The 26,927-nt window shown below is 70.7% G+C and carries 17 protein-coding genes; 8 read left to right on the forward strand and 9 right to left on the reverse strand.

Translation table 11 applies throughout. The annotated features are described in order from the left end of the window. The first annotated feature begins 25 nt into the window (after positions 1-25). A complete protein-coding gene (locus ACNNMR_RS25375) occupies positions 26-952 on the forward strand; it encodes an aldo/keto reductase (RefSeq protein WP_419996987.1) in 927 nt (308 codons plus the stop codon). 16 nt (positions 953-968) lie between these two features. On the opposite strand, the gene ACNNMR_RS25380 is transcribed toward ACNNMR_RS25375, so the two are convergent. Beyond that, entirely contained in the window at positions 969-2,021 is a 1,053-nt protein-coding gene (locus tag ACNNMR_RS25380) for a hypothetical protein (protein ID WP_419996988.1), read from the reverse strand. An 89-nt stretch (positions 2,022-2,110) separates the two neighbouring features. Between ACNNMR_RS25380 and ACNNMR_RS25385 the strand changes: the two genes are divergently transcribed. Then, complete coding sequence (locus tag ACNNMR_RS25385; RefSeq protein ID WP_419996989.1) at positions 2,111-2,689, forward strand: hypothetical protein; 579 nt, start codon at positions 2,111-2,113, stop codon at positions 2,687-2,689. Here ACNNMR_RS25385 and ACNNMR_RS25390 read toward each other — a convergent pair. From ACNNMR_RS25390 to ACNNMR_RS25410, 5 genes are all read right to left on the reverse strand, one after another. Further along, complete coding sequence (locus tag ACNNMR_RS25390) at positions 2,666-5,806, reverse strand: DUF3427 domain-containing protein (protein ID WP_419996990.1); 3,141 nt, start codon at positions 5,804-5,806, stop codon at positions 2,666-2,668. The genes ACNNMR_RS25385 and ACNNMR_RS25390 overlap by 24 nt on opposite strands. 63 nt (positions 5,807-5,869) lie before the next feature. Then, entirely contained in the window at positions 5,870-7,222 is a 1,353-nt protein-coding gene (locus ACNNMR_RS25395; protein ID WP_419996991.1) for a PrsW family intramembrane metalloprotease, read from the reverse strand. A 116-nt stretch (positions 7,223-7,338) separates the two neighbouring features. Beyond that, positions 7,339-8,073 (reverse strand): tRNA (guanosine(46)-N7)-methyltransferase TrmB, encoded by a 735-nt coding sequence (gene trmB / locus ACNNMR_RS25400; protein ID WP_419996992.1) that lies wholly within the window; start codon positions 8,071-8,073, stop codon positions 7,339-7,341. Between the two features lie 55 nt (positions 8,074-8,128). Further along, complete coding sequence (lhgO, locus tag ACNNMR_RS25405) at positions 8,129-9,346, reverse strand: L-2-hydroxyglutarate oxidase (protein ID WP_420000462.1); 1,218 nt, start codon at positions 9,344-9,346, stop codon at positions 8,129-8,131. Positions 9,347-9,419: 73 nt separating this feature from the next. Beyond that, entirely contained in the window at positions 9,420-10,862 is a 1,443-nt protein-coding gene (locus ACNNMR_RS25410) for an MFS transporter (RefSeq protein WP_419996993.1), read from the reverse strand. 843 nt (positions 10,863-11,705) lie between these two features. On the opposite strand from ACNNMR_RS25410, the gene ACNNMR_RS25415 reads away from it, so the two are divergent. Next, positions 11,706-13,877 (forward strand): asparagine synthase-related protein, encoded by a 2,172-nt coding sequence (locus ACNNMR_RS25415; RefSeq protein ID WP_419996994.1) that lies wholly within the window; start codon positions 11,706-11,708, stop codon positions 13,875-13,877. Positions 13,878-13,924: 47 nt separating this feature from the next. Continuing rightward, positions 13,925-17,206 carry an ATP-binding protein gene (locus ACNNMR_RS25420; protein WP_420000463.1) on the forward strand — a complete coding sequence of 1,094 codons (3,282 nt, stop codon included), beginning with the start codon at positions 13,925-13,927 and terminating at the stop codon, positions 17,204-17,206. On the opposite strand, the gene ACNNMR_RS25425 is transcribed toward ACNNMR_RS25420, so the two are convergent. Further along, entirely contained in the window at positions 17,193-19,067 is a 1,875-nt protein-coding gene (locus ACNNMR_RS25425) for a sigma-70 family RNA polymerase sigma factor (RefSeq protein ID WP_419996995.1), read from the reverse strand. The two genes, ACNNMR_RS25420 and ACNNMR_RS25425, sit on opposite strands and share 14 nt — an antisense overlap. A gap of 243 nt (positions 19,068-19,310) precedes the next feature. Further along, positions 19,311-20,096 (reverse strand): TetR/AcrR family transcriptional regulator, encoded by a 786-nt coding sequence (locus tag ACNNMR_RS25430; RefSeq protein WP_419996996.1) that lies wholly within the window; start codon positions 20,094-20,096, stop codon positions 19,311-19,313. A 276-nt stretch (positions 20,097-20,372) separates the two neighbouring features. Between ACNNMR_RS25430 and ACNNMR_RS25435 the strand changes: the two genes are divergently transcribed. From ACNNMR_RS25435 to ACNNMR_RS25445, 3 genes are all read left to right on the forward strand, one after another. After that, positions 20,373-21,740, forward strand: coding sequence for an NAD(P)/FAD-dependent oxidoreductase (locus ACNNMR_RS25435; protein ID WP_419996997.1), 1,368 nt, complete (start codon positions 20,373-20,375; stop codon positions 21,738-21,740). Between the two features lie 119 nt (positions 21,741-21,859). Next, positions 21,860-23,542: an ATP-binding SpoIIE family protein phosphatase gene (locus tag ACNNMR_RS25440; protein WP_419996998.1), complete on the forward strand. Its 1,683-nt coding sequence runs from the start codon at positions 21,860-21,862 to the stop codon at positions 23,540-23,542. A 58-nt stretch (positions 23,543-23,600) separates the two neighbouring features. After that, positions 23,601-24,977 carry a uracil-xanthine permease family protein gene (locus tag ACNNMR_RS25445; protein ID WP_419996999.1) on the forward strand — a complete coding sequence of 459 codons (1,377 nt, stop codon included), beginning with the start codon at positions 23,601-23,603 and terminating at the stop codon, positions 24,975-24,977. On the opposite strand, the gene ACNNMR_RS25450 is transcribed toward ACNNMR_RS25445, so the two are convergent. Continuing rightward, on the reverse strand, positions 24,978-26,279 hold the full coding sequence (locus tag ACNNMR_RS25450; RefSeq protein ID WP_420000464.1) for an MFS transporter: 1,302 nt from the start codon (positions 26,277-26,279) through the stop codon (positions 24,978-24,980). A gap of 104 nt (positions 26,280-26,383) precedes the next feature. Between ACNNMR_RS25450 and ACNNMR_RS25455 the strand changes: the two genes are divergently transcribed. Then, complete coding sequence (locus ACNNMR_RS25455; protein ID WP_419997000.1) at positions 26,384-26,881, forward strand: MarR family winged helix-turn-helix transcriptional regulator; 498 nt, start codon at positions 26,384-26,386, stop codon at positions 26,879-26,881. Positions 26,882-26,927: the final 46 nt, after the last annotated feature.

Below are 26,927 nucleotides of genomic sequence, written 5' to 3' on the forward strand. Positions count from 1 at the left end.
CTCCTCCACGGACTCGTGCTCGGTGATGGTCTCGCTCATCAGGCGTCTCCTTGATCATCGGATCCGCCGTCTATTGGACACTCCCGAACCCCAGTCATTCGCCGTCCTCGACGCCTACACCTCCGCTGGCGGCAACTTCATCGACACCGCCGACGCCTACTCAGCCTGGGTCCCAGGCAACTCCGGCGGCGAGTCAGAAACCCTGATCGGCAACTGGATAGCATCCCGCGGTACCCGCACCCGCGACTCAGTGATCGTGGCAACAAAGGTAGGGGCCCACCCCTCCCACAAGGGCCTAGCCGCCTCCACCATTAAGTCAGCCGCAGAAGAATCTCTCCGCCGCCTGCAAACGGACTACATTGACCTCTATTACACCCACTTCGACGATGAGTCAGTCGAGGTAGAAGAGATCATGGCCGCCCTGGACGACCTGGTGAAGGCAGGCAAGGTCCGCGAACTTGGCGCATCAAACATCTCGCCGTCCCGCCTGGAGGCCTCCCTCCAGGCAAGCAAATCCGCCAACTTGGCCCGCTATACAGCCCTCCAGCCGCACTACAACTTGGTCTCCCGAGACACATACGAGGGCGACCTAGAGTCGGTAGCAGCGAAGTGGGACCTGGGCGCAGTTCCGTATTATGCCCTGGCCTCGGGCTTCTTGACGGGCAAGTACCGCCCGGGCGGTGGCCAGGTCGAGAGTGCCCGAGCCGGCAAGGCGGTGGAGTACCTCAAAACCGAACGAGGCAGGCGCGTTCTGACAGCCTTGGACGAGGTAGCCGCGGCTCACGGTGCGGAACCGGCAACGGTTGCCCTTGCATGGCTGGCAGCGCAGCCGACCGTGGTGTCCCCCATTGCATCGGCACGAACGGTGAAGCAGCTGCCAGCATTGCTCCAGGTCGCGGATCTGGAGTTGACGGCTAGCGAACTGGTGAACCTGCAGCAAGCCTCGAGTTGATCGACTTTGCGACGTCTCACTCGGGTGCGCGAAGGGCAGGGCAGTATGTGCAGAAGTCGGTGCTGCCGTCGGAGCGGCGGATCCGTCCGCCGCTCTGCAACTCTGTGAATGATCCGTCCTCATTGCGGAAGGTGAGGCCTATCTGGTGGTCTGCCAGCAACTGCTGCACACTAGGGCTAGGAATTCCAGGTGAGAGCACCATGAGGCGGACCGGTTCGTCGCGCCCTGGGAGTACCACTTGACGGCTGATATCGAGCAATTGGCCCAGTGCGCCTTGTATCGCGTGACGGGCGGTACTGCTAACTGGTTCGTAGATGTCGTTCTGGTCGGCATCGTAGAAGAGATCCGTTGTCATTGAATCGATGGTGTGCTGCAGGCGGCCTACCTCGTGGTTTCGATTGTAGAGATCTGCTTCCAGTTCGTTGGTTAGGTCTGCGCGGAGTTGAGCTGCGATAACCGCAGGATCGGTAGAGCTTTCGCGCTGGGCGTAGAAATCTACTGGCGCTACTGGACGGCTCTCTGGCGCATAGCGGACGAACCTCGTTTGGGGTTCGTGTACCAACGGAATGGCATCCGCCGGGGAGGGGTCGTAGGTGCCGATGGGGCGTAGTCGAAACACGATGACATTTCGCAATTGACGATCGTCGTCTAACGCTTCACGAATGTCGTAGGGGATTGCGGCATCAAGCTTAAACGATCCGATGTAGCGATGCGTCTTGGCGGCAGAACCCGGTGCCCGACCCTCTGCGGTGAAGAGGAACAATCTATGTCCATTCCGGGCGTGATTGAGGACGGCGGCGTTTCCGCTGCCATACGTTCCAAGGAAACTCTGATGCCCTCGCCGGCCTTGCCCGGTGTACTCGAAGATGGGTCCCAACTCATCCTCCTCGCTCAACCACCCGTCGCGGTAGCCGTATCGCTCGCCGGAGCTCCTATCTGAGTAAAGCAGTACAGCTTCCTTCGACGGCGATGGGCAGATGCCACCCTGAGGGCTGCCCCCTAGCTCGCCTCGGATCTCTGTGCGCGTGCGTACCTCGCCTGGCTGGAACGTGGGGATGGGCATGCTCATGCTGGATAGGATAGTGCTCGACAGTAGATCTCGGGGCAACTTTCCTGCCTTCGAGTAACCTTGACGTGGGTCCGAAGAGGAGCTGAGTAATGGATCAGGGGATTGCCGCCGCGCTTGCTGGAATTGCTGGTCTCCTCGGGTCCATTGGCGGGTCATTCGTGGGTGGTCTTCTTGGCGGGCAGAAGACCGTGGAAGCGGCCGACTTGCAGGTGAAGGGGCAAGCCACGTTGAGCGAGGAGCAGTGGCTGCGGGAGCAACGTAGGCAAAACTATGTGGCCTTGCTGAGTGCCCACTCTGACGTCAAGGATCCATTGCTGAAGTTGGCAAACCGAGTGCGACGCGGCGGACAGGTCCAGGAGAGCGAGTTCGAGGATCTTGTTCAACGGACAACGGCGCTGAACGCTGCTATCTGGAACCTGAGGCTACTCGGGCCAAGGCGTGTAACGGTGGCAGGGCAGTTGTTGCTGAAAGAGCTGGTGACAGTGGTTGATGGACTGAAGAAGCTGCAGGCCGGCGCTGTGGGCTGGTCTGCTTGGGATGGTGGCAGGATGAGGATGGTCGAGGCGGCGAATGTATTTGCGGACATCGCCGGTGATGTGATTCGCAACCCTCGTGATCACGCTGATCCGGCTGCCTCAGGTGAGCTACCCGGCGTTAGCGGTGATTGAGGAGTAGCTCCAGACGTCTGCCGGAAGTTGATGTTGCAGGCGCCACGTGATTGCCATCGGGCGACTCCCCTTGTGCTCGACGTACGATGCGGGCCCCAGGAAGATCCATGGATGTGGCCCGCCGATGTCATTCGTCTTGTACCGACGGACGAACAACAGGACATGGGTGTTCATCTCGGCGTGCATTCGATACCGCCGGCCCGTGGGGGAGTCTTCTGACGTTTGATTCTGCGACTCCCAGTGGAACAGGTAGTCGCTCATAGCGTAGTCCCGATACCGGGTCTGCGGGGAGAAGTCCCGCTCATCCTTCTCGAGGGTCACGAAGAGGGCATCCGCCTGGATCCCCTCGCACCAGCGGACTCCCTCGCGGAAGTGCCCGGGCCTCAGCCCTCCGATCACGGCCTCCCCGAGTGCTGCGAGGGCCTCCTCGCGGGTGTACGAAGCGTGCACCGTCAGGGGGAGCTGAGTCAGCGGCCCGACGAGGGATACCGGCACGTGGTCGGTGTGCTCAAGGCCGTATGCCAACACCTGCCGCAGCTCGCTGCGTACCGCCTCCTGAGGTCGCAAGGTGTTCAGTCCGGCCTGGTAGTCCGGGTAGCTGGCCAGCGGCCACAGCGTGTAGAAGAGCATGCGGGCGAAGGCCTGGTCGCGCGGTGAGAGCTCGGCGTACGCGGGTGGCGTGTCAGTCAGCAGGCGGGTGTAGGCCTCGACGCGGGCGGGATCGGCTGCATGGAGGAAGGCGGCGGCGCGCTTGAGGAGCTCAGCCTCGCCGTCCGGTGCGGGATCGGTGAGCATGCCGGCGCGGCGGAGAAGACCGGTCCACGAGTTGCCACTCCGATAGATCTCTTTCAGCTCTCGCCCGCTCTCGCGCAGGTAGTCGGCCAGGCGAGGCTGGTTGTAGTCGGCAACTTCTCGGGCAAGCTGGTTCACATTCACCGCGAGTTGGTTGCGGATGTTCTCGTAGACGATCTCCTTGGCCTTGGGCTCCAAGACGATTTGACAGCCAGAGGGCAGCTGCGGGAAGTCGTTTCTGACGCTATCTTGCAGCCTGCGTCGGGTGAGGTTGGTGAGCGCCCGGAACTGGTTCTCGAACCGAAACTCCTTACGGTGCATGCCGATCAGGTCGAGCACCGTGAGCACCGGCTTTTCAGCAGTCCGGCGCAGACCGCGGCCCAGCTGCTGAAGGAAGACCGTGGCGCTTGAGGTCGGCCGGAGCAGGAGCAGGGTGTCCACGTCAGGGATATCGACGCCTTCGTTGAAGAGGTCAACGGAGAAGATGATTTGGATCTCGCCGGCGCGCAGCGCTTCCAGCGCAGCCTCACGTTCGGGCCGGGGAGTGGTACCCGAGATTGCCTCCGCCGCGAGGCCGGCCCGGCGGAAATAGTCGGCCATGAACTCCGCATGCTGCACGGACACACAGAAGCCGAGCGCACGCATGTTGCCGGGATCGGAGACCTTGTCCCGCACGGCCCGCACGATCAGGCGGGCACGGGCGTCGTTGCCGGTCACCAGATTGCTCAGTGCGGCGTTGTCATAGGCCCCCCGCTTCCAGAGGAGGGAACTGAAGTCAGTGTTGTCGCTGATGCCGAAATAGTGGAAGGGGCTCAGTAGATCGTTCTCCAACGCCTCCCAGAGACGCATCTCCGCGGCGATGTGGCCGTCGAAGAACTCATCCTGAACGTTCCGCCCATCCATGCGCTCCGGCGTGGCCGTCAGACCAAGTAGTTCCTTAGGGGCGAAGTGGTCGAGGACGCGGCGGTAGGTGGGGGATACCCCGTGGTGAAACTCATCAATGACGATGATGTCGAAGTGATCCGGCGGCAACTGCTCAAGGGCCTTGACGTTGAGCGACTGGACGCTGGCAAACACGTGGTCCCACCTGCGGGGGTTCTCGCCAGCGAAGCAGAGTTCCCCGAAGTTGGGGTCCACCAAGACATCCTGGTAGGTGCGGAGTGACTGCTGCAGAATCTCTTTGCGGTGGGCTACGAATAGCAGTCGCGGGGAGCGGCCGAACTTCGCCCGCAAGTGCTTGTAGTCGAGTGCGGCCATGACGGTCTTGCCGGTGCCTGTGGCCGCAACAAGTAGGTTCTCGTGCCGGTCATGGACGGTGCGCTCGACCTCCAGCCGCTCCAGCATGTCGCGCTGGTGTGGATACGGTCGCACCTCGAGTCCGGACAGGGTGATGCGCCGCCGCCCGGCGGTGGAAGTGGTCGTGCCTGCCTCACGCAGCGCATCCTCAAGCCGCCCAGCATCGTGCTCAGGCTGGTAGGGCTCGAAGGCGTCGTCGCTCCAGTACGAGTCGAAGGTGGCCTCGAACTTTTCCAAGACTCGCGGGGTGGCTATGGACGATAGGCGGACGTTCCACTCCAGACCGTCCAGGAGTGCGCTCTTGGAGAGATTGGAGCTGCCCACGTACGCGGTGTCGAAGCCACTCTCCCGACGGAAGAGCCAGGCTTTGGCGTGTAGCCGGGTGGAGCGGACCTCGTAGTTGACCTTGACTTCGGCGTTGAAGTCGCTCACCAGGCGATCAAGGGCGCGTTGCTCCGTGACCCCCATGTATGTGGTCGTGATCACCCGCAGGGGAACTCTGCGGTCGCGGGCTGCAATGAGTGCCTGCTCGAGAACTCGAAGTCCGTGCCATTTGACGAATGCGCAGAGCAGGTCGATGCGGTCAGCTGTTGCCAGCTCCGCGCGCAACTCGTGCCCGAGGCTGGGGTCATCGGGCGTGTTGGTGATGAGTGCCGTCTCGGACAGCGGAGTCCGAGGACGGATCGCGTAAACACCTGGTGCCTCCTGCTCGACGATCGCGAGCAGTTGCCTAGGGCCGTCGGCTACAGAGGTCACCCACTGTTTGGCGCCTTCGAGCGTTTCCATGGAGGCTAGGAGGTGATTGGCAGCCTCGACCTGTTCGTCCAGCGGAAGGTCGCGAAGGATGCGGAGGGCAGTGACGCCGATGTGGCGTGCCAAGACGTGTGGAGCCGATTCCTTGCCAACCAACTCGTCAACGGCATGCCAGCCAGCGGCCTGAAGCTTCTCGATCTGTTCCTGCAACCGAGCGGTGATGAGTTTCTCGTAGATCCCCGTCACCGGGTGCACGTCGTCGAGCGGTGCGGTCACAGTCCCCCCTCATTGCGGCCCGAATCATGTTCTATCACCGCCTACTGACAGAGCGCAGCAATGTCAGGGGAGGGTGGGATGCGGAACGTCGGGCCGGGGTGGGGCCGGGATGTAGTCCGACGGGTCGTCCTGGTCACGGTCCTCGTACGGGAGCTCCACAAGGGAGAAGGCCTCTGCCAAAGCCGGCTGGGCTTCTGGGCTCAGGGTCCACATGGTTTCAAGGAGTTCTTGTTCCCTGGACTCGTGGTCGCGTCGGGGTGTGCCCTGTTCTGCGTGTGCTCGCAGGAAGGCCAGGGTTGTTGCGTACGACTCGTACCTGCGGACCGCCCTGGCGCCGCCCGGGCCGTGGTCGCGGGCCGCCAGGGCTCGGGCCTTGCGGCGGGTGCGCATCGATGACAGGGCCTCGGGTTCTTCCGCCGTGAGCCAGCCCTCTGCCACGTATGCCGGCAGGTAGTCCCTGACCACCTGGAGTTCGTGTTGGCGGACTCGTACGCCCAGGGTCACTGCCAGCGCGAACAGCGGGAACATCACCAGTGCGTACACCAGGAAGAAGCCCAGGCCGCTCATTGAGGCTGCGCTGTTCCAGATGCCGTGGAGGGTCATGGCCAGGAGTAGGCCCAGCAGGGGGAACATCGCGCGGCGGAATTTGTGGTGGCGGGAGGTTGAGGCGGCCAGGCCCACTCCGATGCCCGTCAGGATCGTGAAGAGTGGGTGGGCGAAGGGGGACATCACTCCTCGGACGAAGAACGTTGCTGCTGTTGAGGAGAACAGGCCGGACAGGCCCAAGTTTTGGTCCGAGTCGAACGCCGTGCCCAGGTACAGGATGTTCTCCGTGAAGGCGAAGCCTGTTGCCGTGATGCCGGCTATTACTACGCCGTCCGCCAGGCTGCCGTACGTTCGGCGGCGGTAGAGGAAGAGCAGGCAGATTGCGCCTGCTTTTGCTGATTCCTCCACCACCGGGGCCACCAGTGTCGTGCCCCAGAAGTCGGCGTTCTGAGCCGAGCCGGGGGGCAGGCCTGCCTCCAGCCATCGCGCCGCCGAGCGGTTTGCCAGCATCGACACCATCGTGGCCGCGCAGGCGCCCCAGGCGAAGGCGAAGCCCAGGTTGGGCCAGGGTTTGGGTTCTACGCGGTCCAGCCAGCAGAAGGCTCCGAGGAGGAGGGGGACCGGGAGGACGGCCAGGCACATGCCTACCAGGAGGCCGTGGGTGCCCGTTTCGGAGCGGAGCATCGCCAGCATGGCGAGGGCTGAGATGAGGAAGGTGGATATGAGGGCTCGGCGGCGGATCTTGCTTCGGCGCCAGAAGGGCGGGGTGGGGGCGGACGACGCCTCAGCGGCGACTTCGGTGCCAGCTACTTCGGTGCCAGCGGCTTCGGCAGCAGCAGCATCAGCACCCTCGACCGCGGCAGCCTCCACCGCCGGCCCGGCTCCCTCCGGCGGCTGTGGCTGCGGTGCGTCGCTATGTGGCTGCACCCGTAGACCTTAGCCATCGCATACCTCTGTACGCGATGGTGCATTGACATCAATCAGACTTAAATGCGGCGGAAGAGAAGATCGTTCACAACGTGGCCCTTGCGGACGCCCTGTCCCTCGAAGCGCGTACGGGGGCGGAAGGACGGGCGGGGTGCGTAGCCGCCGGTGGGAGAGGTGTTCTTGAAGTGGGGGCTTGCTGACAGGACTTCCAGCATGTGTTCCGCGTACGGCTCCCAGTCCGTCGCGCAGTGCAGCAGCGCGCCCTCCGCCATTCGCGACGCCGCCAGCTCCAGGAACTCCGGCTGGATGATGCGGCGCTTGTGGTGGCGCGCCTTCGGCCACGGGTCCGGGAAGTAGACGCGCAGGCCCGACAGGGACTCCGGCGGAAGCATGTCGCGGAGCAGGATGATCGCGTCGCCGTTCGCCACGTGGACGTTCGTCAGGGCGTGCTTCTCGATCTGGCGGAGGAGATTGCCCTGGCCGGGGGTGTGGACGTCGACCGCCAGGATGCCGGTCTGCGGGTCCGCGGCTGCCATCTCGGCCGTCGCCTCGCCCATGCCGAAGCCGATCTCCAGGACTACCGGGAGGTCGCCGAAGAGGGTGGGCAGGTCCAGGGTGCTCTGGCCGTCGACCTCGATGCCCCACTTCGGCCAGAGCCGTTCCAGCGCCGCGCCCTGGGCTGCCGTGACGCGGCTGCGGCGCGGGGTGAACGTGCGGATGCGGCGCTCGGCGCCGCTGCTGCCTGCCGATGGATCCGGGGCGGGGCCGGTCGGGTACTTGCGATTCTCGGACACAATGGTGCGATTCTACGGGGCCGGGCTGAAGGCCAGGAATCAGTCTCGCATCGCCTCACCGCATCGCCTCCAGGGCCCTGCGCGCCACCTCCCGCCCGATCGGCAGCGACGCCGTCGCCGCCGGGGACGGGGCGTTCAGGACATGGATCGTGCGCGGGCCCGAGGCGAAGAGGAAGTCGTCCACCAGCGTGCCGTCCCTGAGCACCGCCTGCGCCCGCACCCCGGCCTCCGCCGGGACCAGGTCCGCCTCCGTCACCGCGGGCAGCAGCCGCCGGACCGCCGACACGAACGACGGCTTCGACAGCGAGTGGCGGATCTCCATCGCGCCATAGCGCCAATGGCGGCGGGCTATCCGCCACGAGCCCGGGTACGCCAGCGTCCCCGCCAGGTCGCGGGCCCGTACGCGCCGCCATCCGTACCCCTCCCGGGCCAGCGCCGGCACCGCATTCGGCCCGATGTGGACCCCGCCGTCGATGCCCCGCGTCAGATGCACGCCGAGGAAGGGGAAGGCAGGATCCGGCACCGGATACACCAGACCGCGCACCAGGTCGCGGCGGCCCTCCGCCAGCTCGTAGTACTCGCCCCGGAAGGGCACGATCCGCATCCCGGGCGCGTCCCCCGCCAGCCGCGCCACCCGGTCGCAGTGCAGGCCCGCGCAGTTGACCAGAGCCTTCGCCCTGATCACGCCGCCATCAGCGGTACGGACCGCGACCCCCTCCGCCGCCCGCCGCGCGATCATGCGCACCTCGCCGGCCGCGCCCAGCCGCACCTCGGCGCCCGCGTCCGCCGCCAGCTCCGCCAGCCGCCGCGCCACCGCCGGGAAGTCGCAGACGCCCGTCGTCGCCACATGGATCGCCGCCAGGCCCGTGACCTGCGGCTCCTGCTCCGAGATCTGGGCGGGGCCGAGCTCGTGGACCGGGATGCCGTTCTCGCGGCCGCGCTGGGCCAGGGCGTGCAGGCGGGGGAGTTCGGCGCGGTCGGTGGCGACGATGAGCTTGCCGGTGACCTCGTGGGGGAGGTCGTGCTCGGCGCAGAACTTCACCATCTCCGTCGCGCCCTGCACCGCATAGCGGGCCTTCAGTGAGCCCGGGCGGTAGTAGATGCCGCTGTGGATCACGCCGCTGTTGTGCCCCGTCTGGTGCGCGCCGATCTCCGGTTCCTTGTCCAGCACCAGCACGCGGGTGCCCGGCGCCGCCCGCGTCAGGGCATACGCGGTGGACAGCCCCACGATCCCGGCGCCGATGATCAGCACCTCGCAGTCGTACGCCATCAGCACCTCCCGGTCCGCCGCACGCGTCACCCGACACGCACGATGATGCCTTGGCCCACTGACAACCCGCCCAAACCTAAGCCGGCGTCACCAGCAACGGCCGCGCCCGCTCCCGCAGCTCCGCGACCTTCGGCTCGTTCCCGTACGGCTCCATCCGGTGCAGCAGATCGCGCACATACTCCGTCGTCCGCGCCGACGAGATCCGCCCGGCGACCTCCACCGCCCGCACCCCGGCCGCGCAGGCCGCGTCCAGATTGCCCGACTCCAGCTCCGCCACCGCCGACACCACGAGCCGCAGCCCGTGTGAGCGGACAAAGGCCTCCGTCGGCCGCGACAGCGCCTGCTCCGTGAAGCGACGCACCTGCCGCGGGGCCTTCAGATCGCGATAGCACTCAGCCGCATCCGCCGCCAGCCGGTCGTACGTGAAGAAGTCCAGCCAGTCCGGGTCCTGGTCGCCGTCCCGCGCCCGCTCCAGCCACCCCTCCGCCGCCGACAGCGCCGCCCCGCACGCGGCCGCGTCGCCCGCGCGCGCCTGCGCGCGTGCCTCCACCAGGTGGAAGAACGACATCGTGCGCGCCGTCGCCAGCCCCCGGTTCCGCTCCAGCGCGGCCTGGGCGAGGTCGACGCCCTCGTCGCCATAGCCGCGATACGTGGCCTGGAGCGACATCGACGCCAGTACGTACCCGCCAAGGGGCACGTCCGCAGCCGCGCGCGCCAGCCGCAGCGCCTGGATGTAATAGCGCTGCGCGGCCTCCTGCTGTCCCGTGTCGAAGGCCATCCACCCGGCCAGGCGGGTCAGTTCAGCAGTCGCGCCGAAGAGCGACCGCCCCACGTCGTCGCTGTACGACCCCAGCAGCAGCGGCGCCGCATCGACCCGCAGGCACTCGGGCACCATGGAGGCGCGCCAGTCGCCGCCGCCGTACTTGGAGTCCCAGCGGCGCGCCTCCACCGCGGCCTCGCGGAGCTTGACGACGTCGCTGTGGCCGACGTGCATGCGGGCGCCGTCGGGTGACTCCTTTGCACCGGCGTCCCGGGCCACCGAGCTGTCGGCGGGCGTTATCAGCCATCGGGAGGCCGGAGTTGCATATGCGCTCACGGCGAAGGATCCGGCCAGTGACTGCCAGATGCCGCCGCTGCCCGCGCGCCGCCCGGCGAGGTCCAGCCGGTACAGCTCCGTAGCCGACTTCACTGCTGCGCCGATGTCGCGCGGGAAGGCGAGGCCGACCTCCGGCGCGGGGTCGGAGTCGGCGAGGCCGATCTCGTGGAGCGGGACCGGGCGGCCCAGCTTGCTGCCGATCGCGGCGGCGATCAGATGTGGCGCCGCGCCCTGTGGGATCATCCCCTTCGTGACCCAGCGCGCGACCGACGTTTTGTCGTAGCGCAAGGTCAGGCCGCGTTGCGCGCCTAAGTCGTTGACACGGCGGGCCAAGCCGGCGTTGCTGATGCCGGCGAGGGCGAGAAGGGCGCCGAGCTTCTCATTTGGTCCGCGCGGCTCTCTGGCGGGAACGTTCGTACCCATGCGCACCCCTCGACCGCTGACGACGGGCCCTGCCCACTTCTTCTCACGGTTGTCGAAGAAGCCCCAAGAGGTGTCATTCCCCCTATGGAATGTTCCTCTGGCAGGGCACACGTACACACAGCGTAGTTCGGTACATCCCGACCGTTAAGAGGAGTCGTTCCGGATGGCGGAATCGAGGCGGCATCGAGCCGGGTGGGACGGGGGTTCGCGGGTGCGCCGCACACGCACACCTGTACGTGCCCCGGCGGCGTGTGGCCGTGCGCCCGACGTGCGCTCTGCACGGAGTTGACGGGCCGCGGTTGCATGGCGGTGCGTGGGTCGGTCCACTGCCATGTGGCTCCCCTCCTGCTCCAGCGGAGGCTCAGTCGCGACGACAGAGCCCGTGGCGAGCCCGACGGAGGGTCCGGTGGGCCGGGGGATACCGCTGGCCTGTTCCCCGCGGGTGGCGGAACGGTCCGGGAGGCGCGCGACGCTTCCCGGGCCGCAGCATGTCCGGCGCAGGGCGTACGGGCATGCGCGGAGTTGGCTGAATCCTGTCGTTGTGCCGCGGGCCTGCCGACGTCTTTCCGCCGCGATCCCGCCGCGCGAACTCCAGCGGAACTCTCCGCCTAAGAGCGTCACAGTCGCTCAAATGCGCCCCCTTCGTGGCAGCATGGTCCCTGCGAGGCGGCAGTTGTCCATCACTGCGCGCCAGTTGGCTGGTGCAAAGAGGCTCGGCGAGCGCCACGGTTGTGCGCCGGGGGGCGCGCCGAGGTGCTGGGCCAGCAACTGGTCGGGAGTTGGCCGGGAGCTGGTCGGGATGGAGCGCCGCCGCCCCTTTGTCCACAGGCTGTGGAGGCGCGGATGCGGTGGTTGGTCGGGTGGAGCGCCTCTTTTGACAAGAGCGCCGCCTCGAGTCCGTCGTTCCTCGACGGTCCGGAGCGGTACGACCTCCAGCCCGTCGGAGCCATGCAGCTGTGGGAGGGGCCCGACCCGCTGTGGGCCGTCGGCGACTGGCGGCCCGACGAGGTGCGGGTGATCCAGGTCGAACCCGGCACCCGGCTCGCCGTCTTCGGCGCCTGCGGGGCCAGCGACGACGAGCTGCGCGTCGGCCTCTTCGCCGCCCGCGGCGGCGCCGTCCGCCACCTGACCGCCTGGCCCGGCAGCTACACCGCCGTCGCCCAGACAGGGCGCCGCATCACCGTCCTCGGCGACCTCGCCGGCGCCCGCCCCGTCTTCCACACCCCGTGGGCCGACGGCACCGCGTACGCCACCGCCGCCCTCCCGCTCGCCGACCTCGTGGAGGCCCAGCTCGACGTCGGCCACCTCGCCGCCCACCTCGCCTGCCCCGACTCGCCGGAGGCGCTCGGCGACCGCACCCCGTACGCGGGCGTCCACCGCCTCCCGCCCGGCCACGCGCTCACCCTCCGCGAGGGCACCAAGCAGATCACCGGCTACGAGCCCCGCGCCTCCCTCGCCGTCGCCACCCCCGCCGTCGACGCCGAGGCGGCGGTCGGGCATGTACGGGAGGCGCTGGTGGCGGCCGTACGCGCCCGGCTCGCCGCACCGCGGCACGCACCCGAGGCGGAGCCCGGGCTCGACCCGGGGCCGATCCCGGGCATGGGGCCCTTCGAGCGGCGGGCGCTGCGCGGGCCCGCGCCCGGGCTCGGCGCGGACCTGTCGGGCGGCAGCGCCTCCGGCACCCTTGCGCTGCTCGCGGCCGGGCTGCCCGGGGTGCCGGGGACGCCGACCGGGTTCGGGCGGGGCGGGGAGCGGCTGCTCGCCGTTACGTTCAACGACCTTGCCGTCGCCGGTACGAGCGCGGGCCCGGCGCGCGAGGCGGAGCTGGAGCGGGCCCGCGACCTGGCGTCCAATCCGCGGCTGCGGCATGTGGTCGTGGCGGCGGGGGAGGACGCGCTGCCGTTCGCCGACCTGGAGGCCGGGCCGCTGACCGACGAGCCGGGGCCCTCGCTCGCGCTGGCCGCGCGGCACCGGCGGCGGCTCACCTCAGGAAGCGCGGACCACCTCGTCGGGCACGGCGCCCGGGAGGTGCTCGACGCGCATCCGGCGCGCCTCGCCGACCTGCTGATGGACCGCAGACGGCGGCATCTGCTGCGCCCGGTGACCGCCCTCGCCCGCTCGCAGGGCAGCTCGCCGCGGTCCGTGCTGATCCCGTTCACCGTCTACCGGGCGGCGCGGCGGCTGGCCCGCACCCCGTACCGGGAAGGCCTCGCGGCCGCCGCCGACCAGCTGCTCGACGACCCGGCCGAGCTGCTCGGCGCCGGCCCCGACGCGGTGCAGGCCTCCCTTGCAGCGCTGGCGTGGTGCCGGCCCGGGCCCGCGGCGCGGTGGCTGACGGGGGAGGCGCTCGCTGAAGTATCGGTTCGCCTGCGGGCCGCCGCCGAATCCGGCGGGGGCGCGCTGGGCGGCGACGGCGGGCGGCCGGGCGAGCGGCGGGCCGCGGCGGCGCTGGCCCGGCAGGCCGCGGACATGAGGGTGCTGGAGCAGGCGGCGGAGGTGCGCAGCCAGCGGCTGCACGCGCCGTTCCTCGACAACCAGGTCGTACGCGCCTGCCGGGAGCTCCCGGAGGCGCTTCGGGTACGGCCAGGAGCCCGGGCCGCGGTGCTGCGGTCGGTGCTGGAGGGCAGCGGGATCCGGGAGCTGCCGGACGGCTGGGGCGCGAGCGGCGCGGCCGCGCACGGGTCGGCGCTGCGGATCGGGCTGCGCAGCTCGGTGGACGAACTCGTCGGGCTCTTCGAGCGGCCGCTGCTGGGGGATGCGGGGCTGGTCGAGGCCGGGGTCGTACGGAAGGCGATCGTCGCGGCGGCAAAGGCGGGCGCCGACGTGACGGAGGAGGGGGCCGGTGGCCGGGACGCCGAGACCGACCTCGCCGGGCTCGCGGAGATCGTCGGCGCCGAGGTGTGGCTGCGGAAGCTGCTCGCCCGGCGCGGCTCCTGCTGGACGGGCGCGGACGCGCCGCGGGAGCGGCGGGCGGTCGCGGAGGGCGTGCCGCGGAGGCTGACGTCGCTGCCCTAGGACCTGGCCGGAGCCCTAGCCGTGGAATGTCACAGCGACCGGCGACAATGACCTGCGTGCGGTACAGAATCCTCGGCGCCACCGAAGCCCGCGACCCCGACGGCGCACCCGTCGCCCTCGGGCCGCGGCTGCGCGCGCTGCTCGCCGCGCTCGCGCTGCGCGCGGACGGCAGGCACCCGGTGTCCGTGGACATGCTCATCGGCGAGATCTGGCCCGAGGGCGATGACCCCGCCGACGCCCCCGCCGCCCTCCAGGCGCTGGTCGGACGCCTGCGCCGGGCCATCGGCCGGGACGCCGTCGAATCGTCTCCCGGCGGCTATCGGCTGGTCGCAGACCCCGACGACATCGACCTGCACCGCTTCGAACGGCTCGCCGCCGAGGGCGCGCAGGCCCTCGACCGCGGCGACGCCGCCCGCGCCGCCGGGCTGCTGCGCGAGGCGCTCGCGCTGTGGCGCGGCGAGGCGGTCGCCGACCTGCCCGACCGGGAGGGCCTCGCCGCGCGGCCCGACGCCACCCGGCAGGCCGCGGTGCACGGCCGCATCGACGCCGACCTGGCGCTGGGGCGCGGGCCCGGGCTCGTACCGGAGCTGCGCGAGGCGGTGGCGGAGCAGCCGCTCGACGAGCGGTTCCACGCCCAGCTGATCCGCGCGCTGCGCGCCGCCGGACGGCCGGCCGACGCCCTCGCCGCGTACGAGGAAGCCCGCCGCACGCTCGCCGCGCGGCTGGGCGCGGATCCGGGGCCCGAACTCCGTAGGCTGCACGGGGAATTGCTCGCGGGAGAGGCGGGAGAGTCGGGAGCGGAGGAGCCCGCGCGGCCCGCCCCCGCCCCCGCCACCGGCAACCTCCGCACCCGCCTGACCAGCTTCGTCGGCCGCGAAGCCGACCTCGCCGCGCTCCGCGCGGACCTCGCCGCCCACCGCCTCGTGACGCTCACCGGCCCCGGCGGCTCCGGCAAGACCCGGCTCTCCGAGGAGGCCGCCGCGGCCATGGGCGCTGAGGACGGTGCCGGATACGCCGACGGCGTCTGGCTCGCCGAACTCGCCCCCCTCGACCAGGCCGCCGCCGTCCCCGGCGCCGTCCTCAGCGCCCTCGGCCGCCGCGAGACGACCGTCCTGGCCACCGGGCTCGAGGCGCGCGCCGGGCTGCGCGACGATGCGGCGCCCGACGACCTCGCCCGGCTCGTGGAGTACTGCGCACACCGCAAGCTGCTGCTCGTACTCGACAATTGCGAGCACGTCATCGACGCCGCCGCCACCCTCGCCGAGGCGCTCCTCGCCCGCTGCCCCGACGTCACCGTCCTCGCCACCAGCCGCGAGCCGCTCGGCGTGCCGGGGGAGAGCGTGCGGCCCGTGGAGCCGCTGCGGCCCGCCTATGCGCACCGGCTGTTCGCCGAGCGGGCGGCGGCGGTACGGCCGGGGTTCGACCCGCACGCCGACCCGGAGGCCATCGCCGAGATCTGCCGCCGGCTCGACGGCCTGCCGCTCGCCATCGAACTCGCCGCCGCCCGGCTGCGGCTGCTCACCCCGCGCGAGATCGCCGACCGGCTGGACGACCGCTTCCGGCTGCTGACCAGCGGCAGCCGCACCGTACTGCCGCGGCAGCAGACGCTCCGCGCCGTGGTCGACTGGTCGTGGGACCTGCTGGAGGAGGCCGAGCGGGGGGTGCTCGCGGACGCGGGCGTCTTCGCCGGCGGCTGGACGCTGGAGGCGGCGGAGGCGGTGTGCGGCAGCGGCTCCGTAGAAGATGAGCAGACCCTCGACCTCCTCGCCGCTCTCGTCGACAAGTCCCTCGTCGTCGCCGACGTGACCGCCGCGGGCGGCACCCGCTATCGCCTCCTGGAGACCATCCACGAGTACGCCGACGAGCGCGCCGCCGAAGACCCCGCGCGCCGCGCCGCCACCCGCGCCCGCCACACCGCGCACTACCGCGCCTTCGCCCAGGACGCCGAGCCGCGGCTGCGCGGGCCCGAGCAGCTGGAGTGGTTCACGCTGATGGAGGCCGAGGCGGACAACTTCCGTGCGGTGCTGCAGCGTTCCCTGGACGCGGACGACGAGGGGACGCTCGTCGCGCTCATCGCCTCCCTCGGCTGGTTCTGGTGGCTGCGTGACTACCGGGAGGAGGGCGTCCAGTGGATCACGCAGGTCACCGACCGCTGGGAGCTCCCCGACGACGATGACGACCCCCGCTTCTGGGACCGCCTCGAGCCGCGCATGCTCGCCTTCTACCTCCGCGCCGAGCGCGTCTCCGCCGCCGAGCTGCGGCGCCCCGAGGTGACGGCGCTCGCCCGCCGCTGCCGCGAGGCGTACGCGCGCCCGGGCCCGCGCGGCGCCCGCTTTCCCGGCGTGCTGTGGCCCTTCACCGGCTACTACACCGACGGGCCGCCGGTGGTTCTGCAGCACATGGACGCGGCAGTCGACAATTGCCGCACGTACGGGGACGACTGGGCGCTGGCCGCCCTGCTGATGTACCGCCTGCACATCCTCATCGACACCCCGGGCGGCATGCCCCGCGCCCTCGCCGAGCAGGACGAGCTCGACGTGGCCGCGCGCCGCGCCGGCGACCGGTGGATCCTCGCCCAGCTCGCGGGCGCCCGCGGCGAGCTCGCCACGAACAGCGGCCGGTATGCCGACGCCCTCGCCGCGTACGAGGAGGCGCTCGCGCTCTGCCAGGAGCTCGGCGCCCGTACCGAACTGCCCTTCCTGCGCGTCCGCCTGGCCGAGGTGATCTACCGCACGGGCGACCTCGACGCGGCCGAGCGGCTGATCGGCGAGGCCCGCGAGGAGGCGGCGCGCTACAGCGTCCCGGACGCCGCCGTGGTCTCGGGGGCGATGCAGGCGCTCATCGAGCTGGAGCGCGGGCTGCCGGACCGGGCGCGCACATTGGTCGAAACCGCCCGGCAGGACGCGCTCCTGGGGACCCCGCCGCCCTTCCTGGAGGTCACCCTCGACAGCATCACCGCCCGCATCGCCGCCATGGAGGGCGATCCGGGCACGGGCCTGCGCGGGCAGACCGCGGCGCTGCGATCGGCGTACGAGCAGCACTGCACGGAGTGGCTGCAGGCCGTGCTGGCTGACGCGGCGGTGCCGATGCTGGTCGCCCTCGGCGAACACGCCGCCGCGGCGCGGGTGTCGGCGGCGGCCGAGGCCTGGCATGCGGAGGTGCCCCGGGCGGCCGGCGACCAGCGCGCCGCCGAGGCCGCGGAGCGCGCCTGCCGCGCCGCGCTCGGGGACGCGGGCTATGCGCGCGAGCGGGCGGCGGGGGCGCAGCTCGGGCAGGAGGACGCCATGGCTCTGCTGGAGAAGCTCGGCGGCAGCCTCAGCGGCAGCTGAACCGCGCCTCCGCCCAGTCCGCGACCACGCCGTGCGGGACGCCGTGCTCCGGCTCCACCACCAGCCGCAGCTGCTTCACCTGGCCGGACAGCGGCACGTTCACCGGCACCGCCGGATCGCCCGCCTTGACCACGCCGGAGCGCCACAGCCGGCGGCCGTCGCCGTACACGCTGAAGCGGGCCTTTCCGACGCCCGTCATCATGTCGTCGATGCCCGCCTTGGCGGAGAAGGCCGTGCAGGAGCGGTTGAGTTGCACGGTGACCTGCGAGGGGGCGTGGACGGTGAGGCCGTCGCTGTAGTGCCGGCCGCCGATGTTGAGGCCCTGGCGCTGCCACCAGAAGGTGCTCTTGCGGATGACGATCTCCGGCCCCTTGCCGTCGCCGAAGAGGTCCGAGTCCAGCTCGCTCAGCCGGTAGCCGTCCGGGGCGGGCGGCGGCTTGGGCGCGGGCGTCGGCTTCTCCGGTGGGGGCGCCGGCTTCTCGGGCGGCGGCTTCGGGGCGGGCGCGGGCGGCTTGGGCTTCGGCGAGCTCGGCTTGGGCTTCGGCGGCGCCGGCTCGGCCTTCGCCGGGGGCGGCTTGGGCTTCGGCTCGGGCTCGGGCTTCGGCGGTGGATCCGGCTGCGCGGGCGCCGAGGACGGCGGGTCCTTCGGCTTCGCCTTGGGCTCCGGCTTCTCGTCATTGGACAGTACGAGCGCCAGCGCCGTCGCAGCCGTCGCGACCACCACGCCCGCGGCGATCGCCGCCTTCGCGGGCGCGCCGAGCCCCTCGGAGGCGGCCGCACCACCCGCGGCGCCACCCGCGGAGGACCCGCCCGCGGCCCCGCTCGCCGCCGCGGCACCACCCGCGGCCGCACCCGCTCCGGCCACCCCCGCGCCCACCGAGAAGCCGGCGGCCTTGACGGCCGTACCGGCGGCGAACCAGCCGATGACCGCGACCGGCAGCAGCGCGCGCAGCCGGGCATTGACATCCGCCACCTCGGCCGCGGCGACCTGGCACTTGGCGCAGTCCTCCAGGTGCTTGCGCAGCCCGCGCTCGGCACGCAATCGCAGGCCGCCGCGGGCGTACGCGCCGAGCCGGTCGGCATAGCGGGCACAGTCGCCGCCGCGGGTGAGGGAGGTGGACACATGCGCCTGCAGATAGGCCTGCTTGAGGCCCTCGCGGGCGCGGTGGGCGAGCACGGCGGTGGCATTGGCGGTCAGGCCCAGCAGGGGCGCGACATCGCTGGGCGACTCGTCCTCGACCGTCGTATGCCACAGCACGGTCTGCCAGCGCTCCGGCAGCGAGCGGAAGGCCTGCACGGCCATGGTCTGCTCGGCCTCGTGCATGGCGCGGACATCGGCGCCGAGGTCGAGGGTGTCCTGGTCCGCGGTGGGGGAGACGGTGGGCCGGGAGGCCTGGGTGGCGAAGACGGCGAAGTCGTCGACGAGGTGCTCGCGCTTGGCGGAGTTGGTCCAGGCGGCGGCGACCCGGCGGACGGTGGTCAGCAGATAGGCCCGTACGGCCGTCTCCGGGCCCGCGCCGCCGCGCACCGCCTGCAGGGTGCGGGCGAAGACCTCGGCGGTGAGGTCGTCGGCGGTGTCGTTGTCGCGGCAGCAGGTGCGGGCATAGCGGCGCACGGCCTCGGCGTGCCGGCGGTAGAGCTCCTCGTACGCCTCGTGCTGGGAGTCGGAGCCCTCCGCGGCGCCGGCCCGCATCTGCGCGACGAGGTCGGTGTCGGACGGCTCGGCCGCGGTGACGCCCTTGACATGCCGGCCGCGCTGCCGGGGGACGGACGGCGGCTCGGAAGGGGGCGCGGACGACGCCTCGTCGGCCGCACCGGCCGCACCGGCCGGCCGACGGTCGTCCTGATCCTCAACTGCCATTACCCGCGGCCCCCGTTGACACTCTCTCTACCGGCACCCCTTGAACAAGCACCGGCAGAGCGTGTCACATCAGGAGAGAGCCGCAAGCCGCGCGGCGAGTCAACCACTCGTCCGGGGAATCTTCTGAACATCCCGTACTAGCGGTCACCCTTTCGGGGTAGCTTTGTCGAATTGTCATACGGATCGGTGTGGCGCGAATCGGTGCCGTACGGATCTGGGCCGTATTGATCGGATCCGTACGACTCAGGGCCGCAGCCCGTCCAAAAGGATGTCCAGCAGCCGCGAGGACGCCGCCGCCTGCTGTGCCGCGTCCGGCAGCGCGGGCGCCGCGGTGGCTATCACCAGCAGCACATCCCCGACCGTCACCTCCGGCTTCAGCCCGCCGGCCTTCCGCGCCCGGTCGACCAGCTCGCTGACGACCCCGAGCAGCTCCGCGGCGCCGGTGTGCTCCAGCGAGTCGGCGTCGCCAAGATCGTCCGCCGCCGGGCCGCCCTGCTGCGGCACCCGGACCGCGTGATCCAAAGACGGCTCGCCGTCAAAGCCGATCCGCTGCTGCGGCACCCGCGCCGCATCCCGGCTCGCCTGCGCGGCCTGCACCGAATCCACGCCGACCCGCAGCACCTGCGGCGGCAGCAGCCGCCCCGCGCCGGAGGCCACCGAGCCGCGCAGGAACCGCTCCAGCGCCGACCACGGCCCGTCCTCCTGCGCCAGCGCCGCCCGGGCCTGCTCGGTCAGCCTGGCCGTCTCCTCCTCGGCGATCCGCCGCACCAGCACCTCTTTGCTGGGGAAGCGGCGGTAGACCGTGCCCACGCCGACGCGCGCGCGGCGCGCCACGTCCTCCATGGGCGCGCCATAGCCGAGCTCGCCGAACACTTCGCGGGCGGCCCGGAGCACATGCTCCAGATTCCGCTGCGCGTCGACGCGCAGTGATGGACGCCCGTTCCCCTCTGCCGTCCCGCCGGCCGATGCCGCGGCGCCCGCGGCGGGCTCTGTCGCGCTCGCGAGCAGAGGGTTGCCTTGAATACGCATACGCATTCCCCCGGTTATCTGCGTCTCCCCCCGGAGACTCCCCACCCTTTGGACAGGAGGGGACAACTTTCGGCCCTGTTGATTTTCAACCCGAGCCGGCCCGCCCCTGACACTTTGCAGCCATACGAACATAGTTCAGTGACGGTCAAGAGAGAAGGGGGCCTGGGGTTGAGTTCGCCACTGCCGTCCACAAACAACCTCCCCGCCTGTGGACAAGTCGGGGGGTGACGGTGGTTGATGGGAGGCTGAGCCCGTCCGTCGACGAGGAGGTCCACGGTGCATGATCCCGCGCACGATCAAGGGCGGGCGCCGGCGCGCATTCTGATCATCGGCGGCGGCTATGTGGGGATGTATACGGCGCTGCGGCTCCAGCGCCGCCTCAAGCCGTCCGAGGCCGAGATCACCATCGTCGGCCCCGATCCGTACATGACCTACCAGCCCTTTCTGCCCGAGGCCGCCGCCGGCTCCATCTCGCCGCGCCATGTGGTGGTGCCGCTGCGCCGGGTGCTGCCGCGCTGCCGGGTCGTGGTCGGCGAGGCGAAGAGCGTCAGCCATGCCAAGCGCACCGCCGAGGTGGCCACGCTGGCCACGGAAGAGGCGGGCGCCCCGCCGATCGAGATCGGTTACGACCATCTGGTGCTGGCGCCCGGTTCGATATCCCGGGTGCTGCCGATCCCGGGCCTCGCGGAGAACGGCATCGGCTTCAAGTCCGTAGAAGAGGCCATCGGCCTGCGCAATCACGTCCTTGAGCAGCTCGACATAGCCGCCTCCACCCGCGACGCGGCCGTCCGCGAGGCGGCGCTCACCTTCGTCTTCGTCGGCGGCGGGTACGCGGGGGTGGAAGCCCTCGCGGAGCTGGAGGACATGGCCCGCTATGCCACGCGGTATTACCACAACGTCAGCCCCGAGGAGATGAAGTGGATCCTGGTCGAGGCCAGCGGCCGCATCCTCCCGGAAGTCGGCCCGGAGCTCGGCGAATACACGGTGCGTGAGCTGCGCGGCCGCGGCATCGACGTACGCCTGGAGACCCGCCTCGACAGCTGCGCGGACCGCATGGTCGCGCTCAGCGACGGCAGCCGCCTCCCGTCCCGCACCGTCGTCTGGACGGCCGGCGTCCGCCCGAATCCGGTGCTCGCCGCCACCGACCTGCCCATCGACGACCGCTCCCGGCTGACCTGCACGGCCGCGCTGTGCATCGAGGGGGAGGAGGCGGCCTGGTCGGCGGGCGACGCGGCGGCCGTCCCGGATGTCACCAGCAAGGAGCCCGGCGCGCTCTGCGCTCCCAACGCGCAGCATGCCGTGCGCCAGGCCCGCGTCCTCGCCGACAATCTCGCGGCCACGCTGCGCGGCGAGCCCGTCAAGGACTACGCCCACTCGTACGCGGGATCGGTCGCGTCCCTCGGCCTGCACAAGGGTGTCGCGCACGTGTACGGCCGCAAGCTCAAGGGCTATCCTGCCTGGCTCATGCACCGCGCGTACCACCTGAGCCGCGTGCCCACCTTCAACCGCAAGGCCCGGGTGCTGGCGGAGTGGATCCTGTCGGGCCTGTTCAAGCGCGAGATCGTCTCGCTCGGCTCGCTCGAAAACCCGCGGGCCGAATTCGAACTCGCCACACACGCCGACCGGCGACCCGGCAAGGAGTGAGGCCCGGCATGTGACCATGGTGTGCGCAGACGTCGCATAAGAATGGGCGTCTCCGACCGACACCTCCGACCGACGCCGCCGACCGGCACCCTCTATTTGCAGACCTGGGACTGGCACGCTTGAACTTCACGCGCTGGAGCGCCCGGCTCCCCGGCACGCCGCGCCGCGGCGGCTCCAACAGGGGTGCCGCGCGGCCGGACCGCGGCGGCGTGCCCCCTGCCCGCGGCGGCGCCCCCGCCCCGGGCGCGTCAGGTGGAGCCGAGGCCACGGAGGCCGCCGAAAGTGCCGCACCCCCGCTCCCGGCCCCCGAGGGCCTGTCGATCCACGACACCCTCGAAGGCCTCCCGGCCCTCGTCGCCATCGTCCGCGGCCAGGACCACGAGGTGGCGTACGTCAACGAGGCCTATGCCGCGGTCTTCGGCCCCCGCACCCCGGGCGGCCTGGCCCGCGACGACCTGCCCGAGCTCGGCGAACTCGGCCTGCTGCCGCTGATGGACCAGGTGCTGCGCAGCGGCCGGCCGCGCACGGTGAAGTCGCGTCGAGTGGCCGCGCCCGACAGCAGAGCGGCGTACTACACCTTCACCTGCAGCCCGCTGCAGGTCGCCGACACCCCCGGCGTCATGATCTTCGCCGCCGACGTCACCGACCAGGCCGAGACGGCGGAACGTCTCCGCGAGGGCGAGCGCCAGCAGCGCGAGGCCGCCGTCACCCTGCAGCGCAGCCTCCTCCCACAGCGCCTGGAGCAGCCCGACGACCTCCGGGTCGCGGCCACGTACCAGCCGGGCGGCCTGGACGCGGCGGTCGGCGGCGACTGGTACGACGTCATCACCCTCGGCGCGGGCCGCACCGCCCTGGTCATCGGCGACGTGATGGGCCGCGGCGTACGGGCGGCCGCGGTCATGGGCCAGCTGCGCACGGCGGTCCGCGCGTACGCCCGCCTCGACCTGCCCCCGCACGAGGTCCTGCAACTCCTCGACGGCCTGGCGTCCGAGATCGACTCGAACCAGATCGCCACCTGCCTCTACGCCGTCCACGACCCCAACGAGGGCAAGCTCGTCCACGCCTCCGCGGGCCACCTCCCGATCCTGATCCGCGACCCGGACGGCACCGTCCACCGCACCGAAGAACCCACGGGCCCGCCGCTCGGCACCGGCGGCTGGGTGCACACCTCGGGCACCCTCCCGCTCGCCCCCGGCTCGACCGCCGTCCTCTATACGGACGGCCTCATCGAGCGCCGCGGCGAGGACATCGGCGACGGCGTCGCCACCCTCGAGCAGGCCTTCGCCGGCGCCACCGGCAGCCCGCAGGTGATCTGCGACCGCCTCATCCGCGCCCTCGGCGTGACCGCCGAACACGACGACGACGTCGCCATCCTGGTCTTCCAGCACCCCGACCGATCCGGCGGCCCGGACGCCGAGCTCTTCCACAACGCCGCCCTCGACCTCCTCGGCGGCATCGAAGCGGCCCCCAGGGCCCGCGCCTTCGCCGACGGCGTCCTCACCAGCTGGCGCTTCCCGGCCGAGCTCCGCGAGCTGGGCGTCCTGGCCGCCAGCGAACTGGTCGCGAATTCCCTGCAGCACGGCACCCCGCCGATGCGCCTGCGCCTCCGCCGTACGGACCGCCGTCTGATCATCGAGGTCACCGACGGCGACGACCATCTCCCGCGCCGCAAGCGCGCCGAGCCCGGCGACGAGGCAGGCCGCGGCATCTCCATCATCGCCACCATCGCCTCCGCCTGGGGCTCCCGCCGCACGCCGGGCGGCGGCAAAGCGGTGTGGTGCGAGTTCGCGCTGCCGGTATAGATCTCCGGGCCTACGATGACGACGATCATCGACGGCTTACGGAAAGCGAACCTCCCCCATGAACCTCGGCGTCCGCTGGAAGCTGCACGGCGACGGCGGCACCCCCGCCCCCGGCGCCGTGGTTCGCCCCGACGAACGCCTCTCCTGGCCCCGCACCGCCGGCCTGGGCGCCCAGCACGTGGTGGCGATGTTCGGCGCGAGCTTCGTGGCCCCCGTCCTGATGGGCCTCGACCCCAACCTCGCGATCATGATGTCCGGCGTCGCGACGATGATCTTCCTGCTCGCCACCCGCGGCCAGGTACCCAGCTACCTGGGCTGCTCCCTCTCCTTCGTCGGCGTCGCAGCGGTGATCCGCGCCCAGGGCGGCTCCAGCGCCACCGTCACCGGCGCCGTCTTCGCGGTCGCGGTGGCGCTCTTCCTCGCGGGCCTGGCCGTACGCACCTTCGGCGCCCGCATCATCCACGCCGCCATGCCGCCGATCGTGACCGGCGCGGTCGTGATGCTGATCGGCTTCAACCTCGCCCCGGTGACCGCCTCCACCTACTGGCCGCAGGACCAGTGGACGGCCCTGCTGGTCATGCTCTTCACCGGATTGGCCGTGGTGTGCCTGCGCGGCTTCCTCTCCCGTATCGCGATCTTCCTCGGCCTGCTCTTCGGGTACGGCATCTCCTGGCTCTTCGACCGCGCCTTCGGCAAGATCCACTCGGCCGGCGGCGACGGCAAGGTCGCCGACCACTGGCGCCTGGACCTCTCCGCCGTGGGCAAGGCGGACTGGGTGGGCCTGCCGTCCTTCCACGGCCCCAGCTTCGAGTGGTCCGCGATCCTGGTCGCGCTCCCGGTGGTCATCGCCCTGATCGCGGAGAACGCCGGCCACGTAAAAGCGGTCGGCGAAATGGTCGAACGCGACCTCGACGGCAAACTCGGCACCGCCATCTCCGCGGACGGCGCGGCCTCGATGCTCTCGACGGCCCTCGGCGGCCCGCCGAACACCACCTACTCCGAGAACATCGGCGTCATGGCGGCAACGCGCGTCTACTCAACGGCGGCGTACTGGGCCGCGGCCTGCTTCGCGCTCCTCTTCGGCCTCTGCCCGAAATTCGGCGCGATCGTGGCGGCCATCCCCGGCGGCGTGCTGGGCGGCATCACCGTCATCCTCTACGGCATGATCGGCCTGCTCGGCGCCCAGATCTGGATCAACGCGGGCGTCGACCTGCGCAACCCGCTCAACCTGGTCCCCGCCGCCGCGGGCATCATCATCGGCGTAGGCAACGTATCCCTGAAGATCAGCGACAACTTCGAGCTCAGCGGCATCGCCCTCGGCACGCTGGTGGTGATCACGGGCTACCACGCCCTGCGACTCCTGGCCCCTCCCCACCTCAAAGACCAGGAGCCGCTGCTGGACGAGGGCACGTCGAGCTACGACGAGCCCCGCTGATCAGACGGCCGGCTGCGGCACCGGTTCCGCGACCGGCTGCTCGGACCCGGCCACGACCCGCGAAGCCGCCACCCGCGGACAGTCCTGCACAGCCGTCAGCCTCCGCCCGAGCCGGATCCCCATGACGGTGATCCCCAGCGAGCAGACGACCAGCATCGAGATGTACGCCCCGTACGCCCCGGCCCCCGCCATGACCCCGCCGACGGCCGGTCCGATCGCCAGCGCCATCTGCTTGACCAGCGCAAACGCCGCGTTGTACTGCCCGACGAGCCCACCGGGCGCCAGATCCGCGACCAGCGGCGCCACGGTCGGCGACAGCATCGCCTCGCCGAGCCCGAAGAGCGCGTACGTCGAGATCAGCGCCGCGGTCGCCATCGCCTGGCTCCCAGCGATCCACCCGGAAGCCGCGGCGAACAGCCACGCCACGGTCCACACGACACCCACGGCCGCGATCACCCGGCTCCGCCGCCGCCGCTCGACGACCTTCAGCACCACGAACTGCGCGATGACGATCACGGCGGTGTTGGCGGCCAGCGCCATGCCCAGCGTGGCGGGCTGAATCCGCGCCACCTCAATGGCAAAGGCGGAAAGCCCCGACTCGAACTGCCCGTAGCAGGCGAAGAACATCACGAACCCGAGCGCCGACAGCTGCACCATGGCCCGGTCGGCGAACAGCGTCTTCCACCGCTGCCCACTGCCGGCCGCCCCCGGCACGGCATCCTCGACCTTGGGCGCACGCGGCAGCCGCGCGGTGGCGACGACGGCCCCGAGCGTCACGAACATGACCGCCTCGATGCCGAAGAGCAGCACGAACGACGCCGGCTGCTCCTCATGCACCAGCAGCCCGCCGAGCAGCCCGCCGATGCCCATCCCCAGGTTGTTGAGGAAGAACTGGGTGGCGAAGGCCCGCGACCGGGTCGCGGTGGTGGAACACCAGACGATCATCGTCGCGAGCGCCGGCTGAATGACGGCCATACCGGCGCCGAGAAGAGCGGTGGAGGCGAGCACGAGCGGCGCACTGCTGGAAAGCCCGAGCGACAGCGACCCGAAGCCGGCGACCACGGCACCGGTGATGGCCACGGGCATCGGCCCCCGCTGGTCGATCACCCGCCCGGTGAAGGGCAGTACTAGCAAGGCGGCCAGGGCGAACCCGGCCAGCGCGATGCCCGCCGTAGTCGATCCGAGGTCCCGCACCTGCGACACGTACAAGAACGTGTACGGGACCGTGAAGCCGTTGCCGAACGCGCTCAGCGCGTTGCCCATCTGCACGCGACGCAGTGCCGCGCCCATCGCCGTGGTCACACTCACCTCTTAAGACTTCGAAGGTAAATTTCGAAGCTTAAGAGTACACAGGGAAGGTCTTCGAGGCGAACGCGTTCCAGGGCAGCCGTGCCATACTGCGCCCCATGGCAGAGCCCACCCTCGAAGAGCAGATCGCGATCTACCAGCGAGAGTTCGAAGACCTCGACCCGCAGGTGGAGAAGGTCATCTCCGCGATCATCCGGCTCAGCCGCCGCCTCCACGTCGCGTACGACCGTCACCTCGCCGACCTGGGCATCAGCACCTCGGAGTGGCAGGTCCTGAAGGCCCTGGTCGTCTCGGGCAAGCCGTACCGCCTGAGCCCGGGCGAGCTCGCCAAGGAGCTCGGCCTGACGCCGGCCGCCATGACCCACCGCATCGACCGCATGGTCGCGGCCGACCTGGTCACCCGCGAGCGCGACGAGTCCAACCGCGTCCGCGTCATCGTCGGCCTTACGGATCTGGGCCGCGAGAAGTGGGTCGGCGGCATGCGGATGGGCACGAGCTTCGAGGAGGAACTCCTCGACGAGCTCTCCGCGAAGCAGGTGGCCTCGCTCGGGGACATGCTGACGCTGCTGCTGCAGCGGGTCGAAGCCGTGGCTTGACATCGGCCTCACGGATCCGTAATGTTCTTCGGGTTGCCACGGAGCC

It is taken from the genome of Streptomyces boninensis (genome assembly GCF_048572725.1).
GTDB lineage: Bacteria > Actinomycetota > Actinomycetes > Streptomycetales > Streptomycetaceae > Streptomyces > Streptomyces boninensis.